This is a genomic window from Halomonas sp. GXIMD04776 (genome assembly GCF_049808615.1).
Lineage (GTDB): Bacteria > Pseudomonadota > Gammaproteobacteria > Pseudomonadales > Halomonadaceae > Modicisalibacter.
Genome location: NZ_JBNCAN010000022.1, coordinates 22,471 through 36,030, shown reverse-complemented (window position 1 = coordinate 36,030; position 13,560 = coordinate 22,471). Strand labels below are relative to the sequence as shown.

General features: G+C 59.3%; 16 protein-coding genes. 5 read left to right on the top strand and 11 right to left on the bottom strand.

Annotation, left to right across the window (positions count from 1 at the left end; genetic code table 11):
* Positions 1–16 precede the first annotated feature (16 nt).
* Complete coding sequence (locus ACPF7Z_RS14835) at positions 17–604, bottom strand: Spy/CpxP family protein refolding chaperone (RefSeq protein ID WP_425194029.1); 588 nt, start codon at positions 602–604, stop codon at positions 17–19.
* Positions 605–789: 185 nt separating this feature from the next.
* On the opposite strand from ACPF7Z_RS14835, the gene ACPF7Z_RS14830 reads away from it, so the two are divergent.
* The gene (locus tag ACPF7Z_RS14830; RefSeq protein WP_425194028.1) at positions 790–1,476 is read left to right on the top strand and encodes a response regulator; all 687 of its coding nucleotides are present in this window, start codon (positions 790–792) and stop codon (positions 1,474–1,476) included.
* Entirely contained in the window at positions 1,473–2,801 is a 1,329-nt protein-coding gene (locus ACPF7Z_RS14825; protein WP_425194027.1) for a sensor histidine kinase, read from the top strand. Before ACPF7Z_RS14830 ends, ACPF7Z_RS14825 begins: the two co-directional genes overlap by 4 nt.
* On the opposite strand, the gene ACPF7Z_RS14820 is transcribed toward ACPF7Z_RS14825, so the two are convergent.
* From ACPF7Z_RS14820 to ACPF7Z_RS14805, 4 genes are all read right to left on the bottom strand, one after another.
* Positions 2,791–3,552 carry an ABC transporter permease gene (locus ACPF7Z_RS14820; RefSeq protein ID WP_425194026.1) on the bottom strand — a complete coding sequence of 254 codons (762 nt, stop codon included), beginning with the start codon at positions 3,550–3,552 and terminating at the stop codon, positions 2,791–2,793. The genes ACPF7Z_RS14825 and ACPF7Z_RS14820 overlap by 11 nt on opposite strands.
* Positions 3,549–4,475 carry an ABC transporter ATP-binding protein gene (locus tag ACPF7Z_RS14815; protein WP_425194025.1) on the bottom strand — a complete coding sequence of 309 codons (927 nt, stop codon included), beginning with the start codon at positions 4,473–4,475 and terminating at the stop codon, positions 3,549–3,551. The genes ACPF7Z_RS14820 and ACPF7Z_RS14815 overlap by 4 nt, the downstream gene beginning before the upstream one ends.
* Before the next feature lie 57 nt (positions 4,476–4,532).
* Complete coding sequence (locus tag ACPF7Z_RS14810) at positions 4,533–6,425, bottom strand: ABC transporter ATP-binding protein (protein WP_425194024.1); 1,893 nt, start codon at positions 6,423–6,425, stop codon at positions 4,533–4,535.
* 96 nt (positions 6,426–6,521) lie between these two features.
* Entirely contained in the window at positions 6,522–6,728 is a 207-nt protein-coding gene (locus ACPF7Z_RS14805) for a DUF6494 family protein (RefSeq protein WP_425194023.1), read from the bottom strand.
* Positions 6,729–6,844: 116 nt separating this feature from the next.
* On the opposite strand from ACPF7Z_RS14805, the gene ACPF7Z_RS14800 reads away from it, so the two are divergent.
* Complete coding sequence (locus ACPF7Z_RS14800) at positions 6,845–7,360, top strand: N-acetyltransferase family protein (protein ID WP_425194022.1); 516 nt, start codon at positions 6,845–6,847, stop codon at positions 7,358–7,360.
* Between the two features lie 4 nt (positions 7,361–7,364).
* Here the strand turns inward: ACPF7Z_RS14800 and ACPF7Z_RS14795 are convergent, their stop codons facing one another.
* Entirely contained in the window at positions 7,365–8,006 is a 642-nt protein-coding gene (locus ACPF7Z_RS14795; RefSeq protein ID WP_425194021.1) for a LysE family translocator, read from the bottom strand.
* Between the two features lie 97 nt (positions 8,007–8,103).
* On the opposite strand from ACPF7Z_RS14795, the gene ACPF7Z_RS14790 reads away from it, so the two are divergent.
* Positions 8,104–8,436 (top strand): cupin domain-containing protein, encoded by a 333-nt coding sequence (locus tag ACPF7Z_RS14790; RefSeq protein WP_425194020.1) that lies wholly within the window; start codon positions 8,104–8,106, stop codon positions 8,434–8,436.
* A 2-nt stretch (positions 8,437–8,438) separates the two neighbouring features.
* Here the strand turns inward: ACPF7Z_RS14790 and ACPF7Z_RS14785 are convergent, their stop codons facing one another.
* The 3 genes from ACPF7Z_RS14785 to ACPF7Z_RS14775 all read right to left on the bottom strand — a co-directional run bounded on the left by ACPF7Z_RS14785 (position 8,439) and on the right by ACPF7Z_RS14775 (position 10,655).
* Positions 8,439–9,080: an RES family NAD+ phosphorylase gene (locus ACPF7Z_RS14785; protein ID WP_425194019.1), complete on the bottom strand. Its 642-nt coding sequence runs from the start codon at positions 9,078–9,080 to the stop codon at positions 8,439–8,441.
* On the bottom strand, positions 9,081–9,668 hold the full coding sequence (locus ACPF7Z_RS14780; RefSeq protein WP_425194018.1) for a hypothetical protein: 588 nt from the start codon (positions 9,666–9,668) through the stop codon (positions 9,081–9,083).
* A gap of 102 nt (positions 9,669–9,770) precedes the next feature.
* Positions 9,771–10,655: a LysR family transcriptional regulator gene (locus ACPF7Z_RS14775; protein WP_425194017.1), complete on the bottom strand. Its 885-nt coding sequence runs from the start codon at positions 10,653–10,655 to the stop codon at positions 9,771–9,773.
* Positions 10,656–10,749: 94 nt separating this feature from the next.
* Here ACPF7Z_RS14775 and ACPF7Z_RS14770 point away from each other — a divergent pair, with 94 nt between their 5' ends.
* Complete coding sequence (locus tag ACPF7Z_RS14770) at positions 10,750–11,514, top strand: NAD(P)H-dependent oxidoreductase (protein ID WP_425194016.1); 765 nt, start codon at positions 10,750–10,752, stop codon at positions 11,512–11,514.
* 9 nt (positions 11,515–11,523) lie between these two features.
* Here ACPF7Z_RS14770 and yejK read toward each other — a convergent pair whose 3' ends face one another.
* Both yejK and ACPF7Z_RS14760 read right to left on the bottom strand, forming a co-directional pair.
* Entirely contained in the window at positions 11,524–12,528 is a 1,005-nt protein-coding gene (gene yejK, locus ACPF7Z_RS14765) for a nucleoid-associated protein YejK (protein ID WP_425194015.1), read from the bottom strand.
* 23 nt (positions 12,529–12,551) lie between these two features.
* The gene (locus tag ACPF7Z_RS14760; protein WP_425194014.1) at positions 12,552–13,481 is read right to left on the bottom strand and encodes a 2-hydroxyacid dehydrogenase; all 930 of its coding nucleotides are present in this window, start codon (positions 13,479–13,481) and stop codon (positions 12,552–12,554) included.
* Between the last annotated feature and the right edge of the window lie 79 nt (positions 13,482–13,560).

Sequence of the window (13,560 nt, the reverse complement as noted above, 5' to 3'; positions counted from 1 at the left end):
CCCGGCCGGTTCAGGATCAGTTACGGCGATCCCCATCCCTGCGCTGCTCCATGCGCTCGGCCTTCATCTCCCGGCGCTCGGCTTTCATTTCCTGACGCTCGGATTGCATCTTGGCCCAGATGTCACGCTGTTCTTCATCTAGCACCTCATAGAGGGCGCTGTATGTATCCGCACGGGACTGAACCCGCTGGCGGGCCATTTCGGCAGCCCTGTCCGCAGCCTCTTCGACCCTCGCCTGGTAGTCACTGCTGGTCGGGTCGCCGCTGAACAGCTGTGGACGGTCCTGGTCTTGTTTCTGCTGGCGCTGGTCACGGCGCTCCTCGCGCTTTTCGTCAAAGATATCGCGCATCGCATCGCGCTGGTCTTCGCTTAGGCCAAGGCGCATGGCCATGTGCTCGAAGCGGTGCTGGCTCATCTTGCCTTGGGAGCCGCGCATCATGCCGGACTGCTTGCCGTGCTGGCAGTTGCGCTGGGATTGCTTGCCGTAACCGTCGCCACCACCGTTGTAGCCGCCGCCGGACCAGGCCAACGCCAGCGGGCTAGCGCTTAGTGTGGCGGCAATGGCCAGGGGCAGGATCAACTTGCTTGAAGTTGGAAATTTCATGATGCTCTCCTCGTGGTTCACTGTGGGCCAGGGCGATCGCTCTGGATTGGTTACAGCGTACCGCTCGGGATGTCAGGTGCCGTCAGGACGATGTAAAGATTGAGTAAAGGCGGAGAATGGCACTGATGCAGCAGGATACAATCTAGGCAGAACAATCGAGACGAGCCTCAAGCGGAGAACAACGAGTGCAGAGCCGCATCTTACTCATCGAGGACGACGACGAACTACGTAGTCTGCTGGCGCGCTATCTGAGCGGGCAAGGACTGGACGTGCGAGAGGCAGCCAATGGTCTCGAGGGACTGGCAATTGCCCAGGATGACTTCGTCGATCTGGTGGTGCTGGATATCATGCTGCCGGATATCAACGGTCTGGAAGTACTGCGCCGCCTGCGCGTCAGAACGCGCCTGCCGGTGATCCTGCTCACTGCGCGTGGCGAGGAAACCGATCGCATTGTCGGTTTCGAGGTCGGCGCCGACGACTATATTCCCAAGCCCTGCAATCCGCGGGAGCTGGTTGCGCGCATTCAGGCCATCTTGCGACGCGTTGCCTGGGATCGGGAAACCGATATCGATGGCGCCCAGACCATTGGCGATCTGCGTGTTGAACCGGATCAGCGTCGGGTATTCCAGAACGGGCAGCCGCTGGACCTGACCGCCACTGAATATGAGATTCTCCAGGTGCTGCTGAGCCGGATCGGGTCGGTGGTGCGCAAGACCGATCTGATGCAGTGGGCCCTGGGCCGGCGATTGACGCCGCATGATCGCACCCTGGACATGCACGTCAGCAACCTGCGGCGCAAGCTGGACGGTGGGGAAGAATCCCGTATCGAGACGGTGCGTGGCCTGGGCTACAGCTACCGGAGCCCGGCATGAAGCGTCGTCTGAGTTGGCCGCTGTTCTGGCGTATCTTCCTGCTGATCTGGATCGCCATGATCGTCGCCGTGTTTGCCAGCAACATGGCGCTGCACGAGTTGGCTCGAAGGGAGCGTGTCCAGCTCGAACAGCGCGAAGACCTCGTGCGTCTTGCCCAGCAAGCAGTCGAATTGGAAACCTCGAACCAGCGTCGTGCGGCTCGGCGGTTTCTCCACCGGGAAGGTCAGCGTTTGCAACTGCAGCTGATTCTGCTGGAAGGAGACGAAACTGAAGGCATCGGTCCGAGGAGTCGCCCACGCAGTCGTCGAGAGGGCTATCCTCAGCGCCCGGCGGTGATCGCCGCGCCCCAAGGATATCAGTTATTGGCCTGGCCGCGCGGTGGGCGTGGCCAGGGCTGGCTCGATCCTCGCTGGTTTCGTTCGCTTGAATTGGGCCTGACGTTTGGCTTGATTACCTTCGCCTGCTGGTGGATTGCTCGTCACATCAGCCGGCCGCTGCGCCAGGTGGAAACCACCGCTCGCGCCATTGCCGAGGGCGATACCTCGCTGCGGGTGAGCGCCTCCGTCGTCGATCGGCGTGACGAGATCGGTGCTCTGGCAAGCGCTTTCAACGCCATGACGGCGCGCCTGGACACGCTGCTGACCCGCCAGCATCAGCTCCTGCGTGATGTTTCCCACGATTTGCGCACACCCCTGGCGCGCCAACGCGTGGCCATCGAGCTGGCCGTGGACGGCGGACAGGAACCGGAGTTGATGGCGACCATCCTGCGCCAGAACGAACGATTGGAGGCAATGACCGCCCAGCTTCTCACGCTGTATAGGGTGAGCGAGAAGGGCGGAACAATCGAGCGGCAATCGCTGCGTTTTGTCGGCGTGCTGGAGAAGGTATTGGATGGCGCGAAGGATTACGCCGCCCAGCGTGGCGTAGATTGCCAGTTGAGCGTAAAGGAGCATGCAGACGAGGCGACGATTCTCGGTGACGCCGATCTGATCCATCGCGCCCTGGATAACGTGTTGCAAAACGCCATGGATCACTCACCCTCAGGGTCAGAGATCCATATCAAGGTGACCCTGGAAGAACAACGGCTGCTTTGTGAGATTCGCGACGAAGGCCCCGGTGTGCCGGATGAGGACCTGAACAAGCTGTTCGAGCCCTTCTTCCGCTCGGATCAGGCCCGGGGCGGCAAAGGCTGGGGGCTAGGGCTCGCCATCGCCAAGGATATTCTCGCGGCTCATGGAGGGAGCGCCGAGGCAGCCAATAGCACCTCGGGTGGGCTGGTGATCAGGCTGATCATGCCATTATCTATTCCAGTTTCTAAGGCTTGATCCGATACCCGGTCTTGAATATCCAGGCCACCACGCCGAGGCACAGGCCCAGGAACAGCACGATCATGGCCACGCTCGCGCCCAGACTGACGTCGCTGATGCCGTAGAAGCTCCAGCGAAAGCCGCTGACCAGATAGACTACCGGGTTGAACAGGGTGATGGTCTGCCAGATCGGCGGCAGCATGTTGACTGAATAGAAACTGCCACCCAAAAAGGTCAGCGGGGTGATGATCAATAGCGGCACGAGTTGCAGTTTCTCGAAGGTATCCGCCCAGATACCGATGATGAATCCGAGCAGGCTGAAGGTTAGCGCCGTGAGCACCAGGAACAGCAGCATCCAGAAGGGATGCTCGATGCGCAGCGGCACAAACAGGCTGGCCGTGGCCAGAATGATCAAACCCAGCACGATGGTCTTGGTGGCAGCGGCTCCGACATAGCCAAGCACGATTTCGAAGTAGGAGACCGGTGCCGACAGCAGCTCATAGATCGTTCCCGAGAACTTGGGAAAAAAGATCGAAAACGAGGCGTTGGACACACTCTGGGTCAGCAGCATCAGCATGATCAGCCCGGGCACGATGAAGGCGCCATAGCTGACCCCCTCGACCTCGGTGATGCGCGAGCCGATGGCGGCACCGAAGACCACGAAATAGAGCGAGGTGGAAATCACCGGCGACACCACGCTTTGCAGCAGGGTGCGTCGGGCCCGGGCCATCTCGAAACGATAGATGGATCGCACGGCTTGAATGTTCATTGACGCTCCCTCACCAGACTGACGAAGATTTCTTCCAGCGTGCTTTGATTGGTATGCAGGTCCTTGAAGTGGATGCCCGCCGCATTGAGTTCACCGAGCAGGCCGGGAATGCCGGTACGATCTTGCTGAGAGTCGTAGGTGTAGACCAGTTCATGACCGTCCGCAGCAAGTTCCAGATCGTGGCCGTTCAGGTTGCCCGGAATGGTCTCGAGCGGTTCCTGTAATTGCAGCGTCAGTTGCTTGCGGCCGAGCTTCTGCATGAGAGCAGTCTTCTCTTCCACCAGAATGATCTCGCCATTGCTGATCACGCCGATGCGATCCGCCATCTCTTCGGCTTCCTCGATGTAATGGGTGGTCAGAATGATGGTCACGCCATTGGCGCGAAGCCCACGCACCACCTCCCACATGTCCCGGCGCAGTTCCACATCCACACCGGCGGTAGGTTCATCGAGAAACAGGATCTGCGGCTCATGAGAGAGCGCCTTGGCGATCAGTACCCGGCGTTTCATGCCGCCGGAGAGGGTAATCAGCTTGTCGTCGCGTTTTTCCCACAGCGCCAGATCCTTGAGCACCTTTTCGATATGCTCGGGGCTCTCCGCCTTGCCGAACAGACCGCGGCTGAAACTCACCGTGTTCCATACCGTCTCGAAGGCGTCCGTGGTCAGCTCCTGGGGTACCAGACCGATCTGGGAGCGGGCCATGCGATACTCCTTGACGATATCGTGGCCATTGGCCAGTACCGTGCCTTCGCTTGGATTGACCAGCCCGCAGATGATGCTGATCAGGGTCGTCTTGCCGGCGCCGTTGGGGCCGAGCAGGGCGAATATCTCGCCACGATGAATCTCCAGATCGATCTGCTTGAGGGCCTTGAAACCCGAAGCGTAGGTCTTGGAAAGATGCGAGACGGAAATGACCGATGACATGCAGTGTCCTTGTCCTGTGCAGAGGGCGACCAACCCGTGGCGCCTTATCACGGATAGTCAGGCGGATGAATGAGACGTTGAATCCTTCGCTTTGACAGCATCGGGGACATCATCCAGGAAACCGCCGGATTGCCGGCGCCAGAGGCGGGCATACAGACCGTTCTGACGCAGCAGTTCATCATGCGTGCCCGCTTCGACGATACGGCCGTTTTCCATCACCACTAGGCGATCGAGCATGGCGATGGTCGACAGGCGGTGGGCGATGGCGATGACGGTCTTGCCCTTCATAAGGGTATAGAGCTGTTCCTGAATCGCGGCCTCGACCTCTGAATCCAGCGCCGAGGTAGCCTCGTCGAGAATCAGGATCGGCGCATCCTTGAGCAGCGTTCGCGCGATGGCGATGCGCTGGCGCTGGCCGCCGGAGAGCTTGACGCCCCGTTCGCCGACATGGGCATCGTAACCGGTGCGCCCGTGTGCGTCAGACAGTGCGCCGATGAATTCATCCGCATGGGCGCGCCGGGCCGCAGCGACGACGTCTTCGTCCGAAGCATCGGGGCGACCATAACGGATGTTATCGCGCACCGAGCGGTGCAGCAGCGACGTATCCTGAGTTACCATGCCGATCTGACGGCGCAGTGATTCCTGAGTCACCTGGCGGATGTCCTGACCGTCGATCAGGATGCGCCCGCTTTCGAGATCGTAGAAGCGCAGCAGCAGATTGACCAGCGTCGATTTGCCCGCGCCGGAGTGGCCGATGAGGCCGATCTTTTCTCCCGGGCGGATGGTCAACGACAAATCCTCGATGACGCGCTGTGGCTGCTGGCTCGACAGGGACTCACCATAGTGGAAGCCAGCCCGCTCGAAACGTATCTCGCTGTGAGTGATGATCAGCGGCTTTGCGTCTGGTGCATCCGCGACCGTGACCGGCTGGGCGATGGTGTTGATGCCGTCCTGCACGGTGCCGATGTTCTCGAACAAACTGGCGACCTCCCACAGAATCCAGTCCGACATGCCGCGCAGGCGCATCACCAGGCCGATGGCCACGGCGATCGCCCCCAGGGAGATCAGTGTCTGATGCCAGGCGAGTATGGCGATTGCGCCAATCGCGACCAGCAGCAGGGAGTTGAGGGTCTGCAGGCACACGGTGAGCTGGGTCACCAGTCGCATCTGTTTATAGACCGTGCCCATGAAACCGTCCATGGCGCCCCGCGCGTAGGCCTGTTCACGGCGCGTATGGACGAACAGCTTGATGGTCTGGATATTGGTATAGCTGTCGACGACCCGGCCGGTCATCTCGGCGCGAGCGTCGGCCTGGGCCATGGAAATCCTGCGTAGGCGCGGCACGAAGTAGACCAGGATGGCGATATAGCCCGTCAGCCACAGCACCAGCGGCAGCATCAGCCAGGGTTCGGTGCCGCCCATCAGGATCAGGGCGCCGACGAAATAGACGATGATGTAGACGAAGACGTCCATCAGCTTCATCACCGTCTCGCGAATGGCCAGCGCCGTCTGCATGATCTTCTGGGAGACGCGTCCGGCAAACTCGTCCTGAAAGAAGGGCAGGCTTTGATCCAGCACATAGCGATGAGCGAGCCAGCGCACGATCATCGGATAGTTGCCGAAGACGCCTTGATGGGTGACCAAGGAGCTTGCCAGTACCAACAGCGGGAACACCACCAGCACCAGCGCAGCCATGCCCGCGAGTTCCCAGCCGTACTCGGCGAAGAACGACTCTCGGGGCGTATCGTTGAGCCAATCGACCAGATTGCCCATATAGGCGAAAAAGACCACCTCGACGCTCGAAACCGCCGCCGTCAGCAACGACATCAGGATCAATAGCGGCAGAACCGGCCGGGAGTAGTGGTAGAGAAACGCCAGCAGGCCCTTGGGCGGTGTCCGGGGCTGCGCTTGGGGGTAAGGATCGACCAGCCTTTCGAAGAAACGAAACATGGCAACCTGTAGCGGCGTGATGAAACGAAAAGAGCGCCATGACAGGAGCTTGCCATGGCGTGGACATGGAGACGACGTTAGCTTACCGCGTTTCGATTACTCGAGTTCGACGCTCCCTTCGAAATCGATCTTGAGGTTGAGATCGCCGACTTCCAGCGTCATGCGGGCGGGCAAGCTCTCGTTACCCTTCAAGCGTCCTTCCTCGATGGCCTTGCCCACCGCCTGCTCGATCTCGCGCTGAGAGCCTATACCGACTTTCTTTAGAAACTTGCGGATGCTGAGGTTGAAGGTTTCCTCGTTCATGATGACGTCCTTTAAGATACTGGCGTGAATGATCCTAGTAGCCTAACGCTGGACGGCGCGCTTGTCTGCGTCGAGATTACTTTTAACTATCTCTTTGACTTGGCGAAGCAAACTCCATGCAGATTGAACCTGCGACCATCGAGGATGCCCGAGCGATTGCTGATATTCATATAGAAGCTTGGCGCGCGGCTTATCGATCCATCGTCTCCACCGACTATCTTGACACTCTCTCGATTGAGGAGAAGGCTTCGGTATGGCGTAAGGCAATCATTGGCGGAACTCCTCAGCTACTGGTTGCCCGGATTGAAGATGAAATTGTGGGTTGGATTGCTTTCGGCCCATGCCGCGATGAAGGAGCGAAAGATGATGAGGGCGAAATCTGGTCCCTCTATGTCAAACCAGCCTGCTGGTCCAAGGGCGCGAGGCGTCAGCTATGGTGCCAGGCTCGAGAATATCTGATAGCGCAAGGATTCAAGACAGTGCGACTCTGGGTGCTGGCGGATAATGCGCAGGCCATTGGCTTCTATCGAGCCATGGGGTTTGTCTGCCAATCGGAAACGCCGCAAAAGTTCTTTCTGAACGGACAGTCACTCTGGGAGCTATGTTATGCCAGGACGCTCGCCGATGAATGAGCATTCAGGTCGCAACACGCTCCGATAGTGCAAGACGCACGCCCAATGCCACCAGCACGGTCCCCAGCACCCGATCGAGCCACTTGCTCAGTCTCGAGCTGTTGCGGAAAAAGGTGGTAGTGCGTGCCGCCAGCAATACGATCGAACACTCGATGATCACGGCAATGATATTGACCGCGAGCCCCAGCAGGATGAGCTGTAGCGCCACCGGCCCTGCATCGGCACGCACGAACTGCGGCAGAAAGGCCATGAAAAAGATGGCGACTTTGGGGTTGAGTACATCGATCATGACCCCTTGCTTGTAGGCTCTCCAGGCGGTGACTGGTTTTTTACTTACGCGGGCAGCATCGAAGCTCGCCCCGCTGGAGCGCAATGCCTGGATGCCGAGATAGATCAAGTAGGCGCCACCGATGTACTTCACGACCATAAAGGCTACGGCAGAGGTCATCAGGATTGCCGATATACCCGCGGCGGCGGCCACTACATGCACGAAGGCGCCGGAGCATACGCCTAATGATGAGGCAATGCCGATCCGGCGGCCATTGGCGATGGTGCGCGACAGGATGTAGATCAGATCTGGCCCCGGCGAGATATTGAGCACGATCGCCGCGCCGAGGAATACGGACCAGTAGCCTAAATCGATCATGGCAATACCTTCATGCGCTTGTTTGTTTCGTCATGGCGAATAAAGTCCACTAAAGAACTCTACTCTCGACCGTCAACAATAACGAGGCGTGCAGGCTATGGCACAAACAAAGAACGTCAACTTTATCGATGAAAGCGAGGCGGCTGCATTGCTTCCCAGCCTGCCCGAGCCCTTTGCGGTTCTATTCGAGCGGGGCGACGTTTCCGTCGAGCTGTTTTCTCCGCGAGGCGTTGATACGCAAACACCCCATGCCCAGGACGAGATCTATATCATTTCCTCGGGTCGTGGCACTTTCTGCCTCGAAGATGAGTTTTTCGATTTCGAGCAAGGCGACTTCTTCTTCGTGCCGGCGGGGGTAGAGCATCGCTTCATCGAGTCTTCCGACGATTTCAGAACCTGGGTGATCTTTTTTGGGGCCCCGCGTGACTGATTTTACACTACCAGATAACCGATCTTCTGCGCGGTTCGCTCGATGACGCTGGTGAGTGCTACGTCCTGCAGTTGACGATGGAAGAGGGGACGTGTGGCGATGGCTGATGTTCCCCGTTCGAACAGGGCGATGGCGGGTCGACCAGGATACATCGAGGAGGTATAGAGAATTCCGTCCGTGTCAGGGTAGGCGTCGTAGAGCCGTTGCGCCCAGCGTCGGGCCAAAGCGCGATAGCAACCTCCGATGGTGGAGGCACGAAGCTTGGTGGCGAAAGCGCCGGTCAGGTCCAGGAGGGTCACATCGGCTTGCAGGGCGAAACAGCACAGCACCGGTGCGCGGGATCGTGTATCGATGACCCGCGCTGTCTGAAATACTTCCGCGAGACAGGTAGGAATGGCCTCTGCCCCGGTCGCCAGGTACATGATGCCCCGAGACTGCTCCTGCGCCTCACCGTCCCGATCGGGTAAGTGATGATCGAAGCGCGAGGCGGTGGGGCCGAAATGACGAAAAGCGTCCCAGGTAGTAGGATGTTCACCGCCCGCGAAGAAGAGTCGATAGACCTGCTCGCCTTTTTCCAGAGTGGCCTTTACCGGAAGTAGGGCGCGCAATGCTTCCAACGGCAACGGTTCGTCGGTCTTGATCATCTACAACTCGCGGGCCATCCGTATCACCGGTTCCGGGGAATGCCCTGCCAGCAACCAGTCGCGGGGGCTGAGTATGGCGTCCAGCAGGTCCGATTCGAGGTCCGGGTGTGGGGTGAGAAAGAAGCGCTCCACGGCGAGAGGATGAGCGCTGACACTGAGGGCGTTCAATACCGGCTCGAGATTGGGCAGGGTGGCCGATTCGTCAAACTGCCAGCGAGGATAAACGCGCCTATTGGCGGAGGTCAGCGCATAGAGCGAGCCTTCGTCGGTGCGTTGCCGAACGCGACTGGTCGTGACCCCCAGCAATGTGGCGACCTCGCTCTGGCGATAAGCACGCTTGACCAGTTGGGCATACTGCGCGACCGCCGAGCGCAGATTGTACTGCGATGCCATGCGGTTCGGCTCACCAACTCCCTCGGCGCCTCCTGCCATGAGAAGGCGCTCCTCATCTACAGACAAGGCATTGGTCGGGTTGGCCTGTTCATATACCGGGTGCTCACGAATGAATTCAGCTGCACTCGCCGCAAGGCTCTCGATATCGGGAATACCTGCCTTTTCCAGCACGTGCATATCGTCCCGAGAAATCATCGCATTCACCTCGCGACTTGCTTTGGCTTGAAAAAATAGTGACCGTTAATGTCGTCACTATAACGCTGTTCGCGGCATTTCACTATTCAGTTTTTTGAGTCGCTATGGCGGAGAATTATTTCCCAGAAGTTGTTTACTCCGATTGCTGACTGCCTGCGCGACAAACTCCATCAGTGCGCGAATTCGGGCGACCCGGCGCAGGTCCGGGTGAGTCAGCAACCACAGGTCGGTGGCCAGCTCGGGAATCGGCTCGCCGACTCGGACCAGTCGTTCATCGTCATCGCAGAGATAGCAGGGCAGCACCGCTCGACCGATGCCGTCACGCACTGCCGCCAGCATCCCCAGCAGCGTATCGATCCGATAGTGACAGCGCGAGTCGTGGCCGGATTGTGCCATCCAGATTTCTAGTGCTCGATACGCCATGCGTTCATCCGGTCCGACCCAATCCGCAGTGTCTGAGTCTTGAATGCTTGCCCTGTAGATTGCCTGGGCAATGGTCCCGATCCTACGTCCAACCAGGCTCTCAGGGGGAGCAAGCGAGGGGCGGATAGCGATATCTGCCTCACGCTTTGTCAAGCTGAAAAGCTGATTGGAAACCGCGACTTCCAACTCTATCTCGGGATAAGACCTTCGAAACGCCGCGAAGATCGGCGATAGCAGCCCTAGCAGGAGGGTATCCGTTGTGGTGACGCGTACCGTCCCCGAGGGTCGAAGATCTTGCCCTGCGATACGACGCTCGACGGCGAGTACCTCGGTTTCGACGCGTCGTGCCGCCGCCGCGATATCCTCGCCAGCCGGCGTCGGCGAGTACCCGCTGCGCGCCCGTTCGAATAGCTGGGTGCCCAGGCGCCGCTCGATATCGGCAAGGCGGCGGAAGACCGTGGCATGACTGACGCCCAGCTGGCGTGCCGCTCCTGATAGAGTGCCTTCCTGGGCGACTGCCAGGACGATTCTTAGGTCGTCCCATTGAATGTTCTTTTCATTCATGCAAAGTCGGCTTTCATGAATAGGGAATGTTCGTTCTTTTTTGCAAGGGTCATAGTCTCGGTGCTCTCTATTTAACTCACAAGAGGAACCGGCCATGCACGTACTGATCGTTCACTGTCATCCCGAGCCACGCTCCTTTAATGCCGCTCTCAAGGATATGGCCGTAGAAACCCTGCAGCGGCTTGGATATACCGTAGAAGTGTCCGACCTTTACGCCGAGGGCTTTGATCCCGCGGAAGGTCCGGGTCATTATCGGGCGCCTGCGAATCCGGAGGTATTCACGGCCCTGACCGAACAGCGCCATGCCAGCGAGGCAGGGAGCTTGCCACCGGATGTACGTCGCGAGATCGCGCGGTTGGAGCGCGCGGATCTGGTGGTGTTCCAGTTCCCCCTGTGGTGGCATGCCCAGCCGGCCATGCTCAAGGGATGGATGGATCGTGTGTTCGTTTACGGCGGGCTGTATACCGGGAAACGCCGCTACGACCGGGGGCATTTCCGTGGCAGGCGGGCGATCTGCTGCGTGACCACCGGTGGGCCAGCGGCGACCTTCGCCCATAACGGTCGCGGTGGCGATATCAACCTGCTCCTCTGGCCCATGCACTATTCGCTCTATTACATGGGTTATGACGTCTTGCCGCCGTTCCTTGCGCATGGCATTCAGGGCGGTGGCCCAGTCTACCAGGCTCAGGACGCCTTCAAGGCACAGCTCGAGACTTATAAAGCGGGCTGGGCCCGGCGATTGGAAACGCTCGAAGAGAGCACTCCAATTCCGTTCACTGGCTGGGATGACTGGGATGAGCGCGGTGTCCTCAGGCCTGGTGTAGAGGGATATGACTATTTCATTCGCGCGCATCCCTGACGTCACTGATCACTCCCTGCGCCGCTTGATCTGATCCCGCAGCGAGGTCGGGATCTGGTGAATGATCAGTTGATCCTGGGTCTCGTCGTATTCGACCTGAGAGCCCAGCAGGTGGCTCTCGAAGCTGACCGAGAGGCCGTTGGCGCGGCCGGTCAGGCGGCGAAACTGGTGCAGGGTGCGCTTGTCCGGGGGGATCTCGGCGCCGAGGCCGTAATCCTGGTTGCGAATGTAGTCGTAGAAGGCCTTGGATTTCTGGTCGTCGACCAGCCCGGAAAGCTCATCCAGGGTGATCGGCTGGCCTGATCGCGCCTGGTTGTTGGCGTAGTCGATCAAGGTGTCGGTCTTCTCCCGGGCCTGCTCCTCGGCAAAGTCCTCGCTTTCGACATAGTCGCTGAAGGCCTTGAGCAGGGTGCGGGTCTCGCTGGGCGCATCGACGCCTTCCTCGCAGCCGATGAAGTCGCGGAAATAGTCGGCGATACGCTTGCCACCCTTGCCCTTGATGAAGGAGATGTACTGACGCGACGGTTCGCCGCCGCGCCAATCGGAAAGATCGATGCGCGCCGCCAGATGCAACGAGCCGAGATCGAGCTGGCGGGCCGGGGTCAGTTCCAGCGAGTCGGTGACGCTTACGCCCTCGCTGTGATGCAGCAAAGCGATGGCCAGATAGTCGCTGTCACCATGAGAGTAGTGCGCGAAAAGCACATGCCCGCCCACGGAAAGATTGTTGCCTTCCATCAACGTCTTCAAGTGCTCCGCGGCCTGGCGAGTGAAGGCGACGAAATCCTTTTTGCTTTCCAGGTACTGGCCCAGCCAGTTGCTGAACGGGTAGGTCTCTTGGTCGGCATTGAAGAAGCCCCAGGCCTTCTGTTTGGCGTTGTAGCTGTCGTTCAATTCGTCCAGCAGTGTTTCCATAGTAGAGGAGTTGGGCAAGGCGCTGTCCCGAGCGTGCAGAGTGGCGGGTTGGCCGTCGGGCTGTTTGTCGATGAGATGAACGATGCTGCGCTTTATAGGCATAGGTAGTCGCTAGAAATGATGAGTCAGTAGCCGGCTTTAGGATCGACGGTATCGATAGGATCGCCATTCTCCATGGCCTTGATCAATTCGGCTACCTGATCGGCGGCATCACGCACTGGTGTTGGCCCGGCCATGTGCGGGGTGATGCGCACTCGTGGATGTAACCAGAGCGGATTGTCGGCAGGTAGCGGTTCTTCATCGAAGGCATCAAGCAAAGCACCACGCAATCGGCCTGATGATTGAACCTGACCCAGCGCATCGAGCAACGCCTGTTCGTCGATCAGCGCACCGCGACCGGGATTGATCAGGCTGGCGCCTTCGGGCAACTGGGAGAGCGTGTCCGCATTGATGATGCCGCGAGTGCTGGCGGTATTCGGTAGCAGGGTGACCAGGGTTTGTACCTTGCCCAGCAGTTGCGCAAGGCCGTCATCCCCATGGTGGCAGGTCACGCCCTCCAAGGATTTGGGCGAACGACTCCAGCCGTGAACTGGAAAGCCGTCCGCGGCCAACGCCTGGGCCACATGGGAACCAATCGCGCCGAGCCCTAGTACGCCCACCGGCCAGTCCGCCTTGTCGATCAATGGGTATTCGTGCCACTGCGCATTGGCTTGCTGTGCGAAATAGCGATCGAAATCCCGCTGAAAATAGAGCACGCCAAAGCGCACGTAATCCGCAATCAACGGCCCCATGCCTGCATCGCGTAGTTTGACGATGGGTACATCTTTCGGCAGGGCGGGGTTATTGAGCAGGGCATCGACACCGGCACCCAGATTGACGATGCCTTTCAAATGTGTCTGTTTTTCGAGCAGCTCGGCGGGGGGCTTCCAGGCGGCCAGATAGTCCGCCGGCGTAGTGCTGTCAGCTTGGCTGGTGACGATTTCGGCATTCGGCAGGCGCTTGGTCAACGCCTCGCGCCAGGTGTCGGCGTCATCAATATGCACCAATACGCGCATGTGATTTCCTCGTTCCATGAAATTGGCTTGAGGATACGCTAGGCGGGAAGCGTCACTCGATGCAAGGATGACAGGTGTT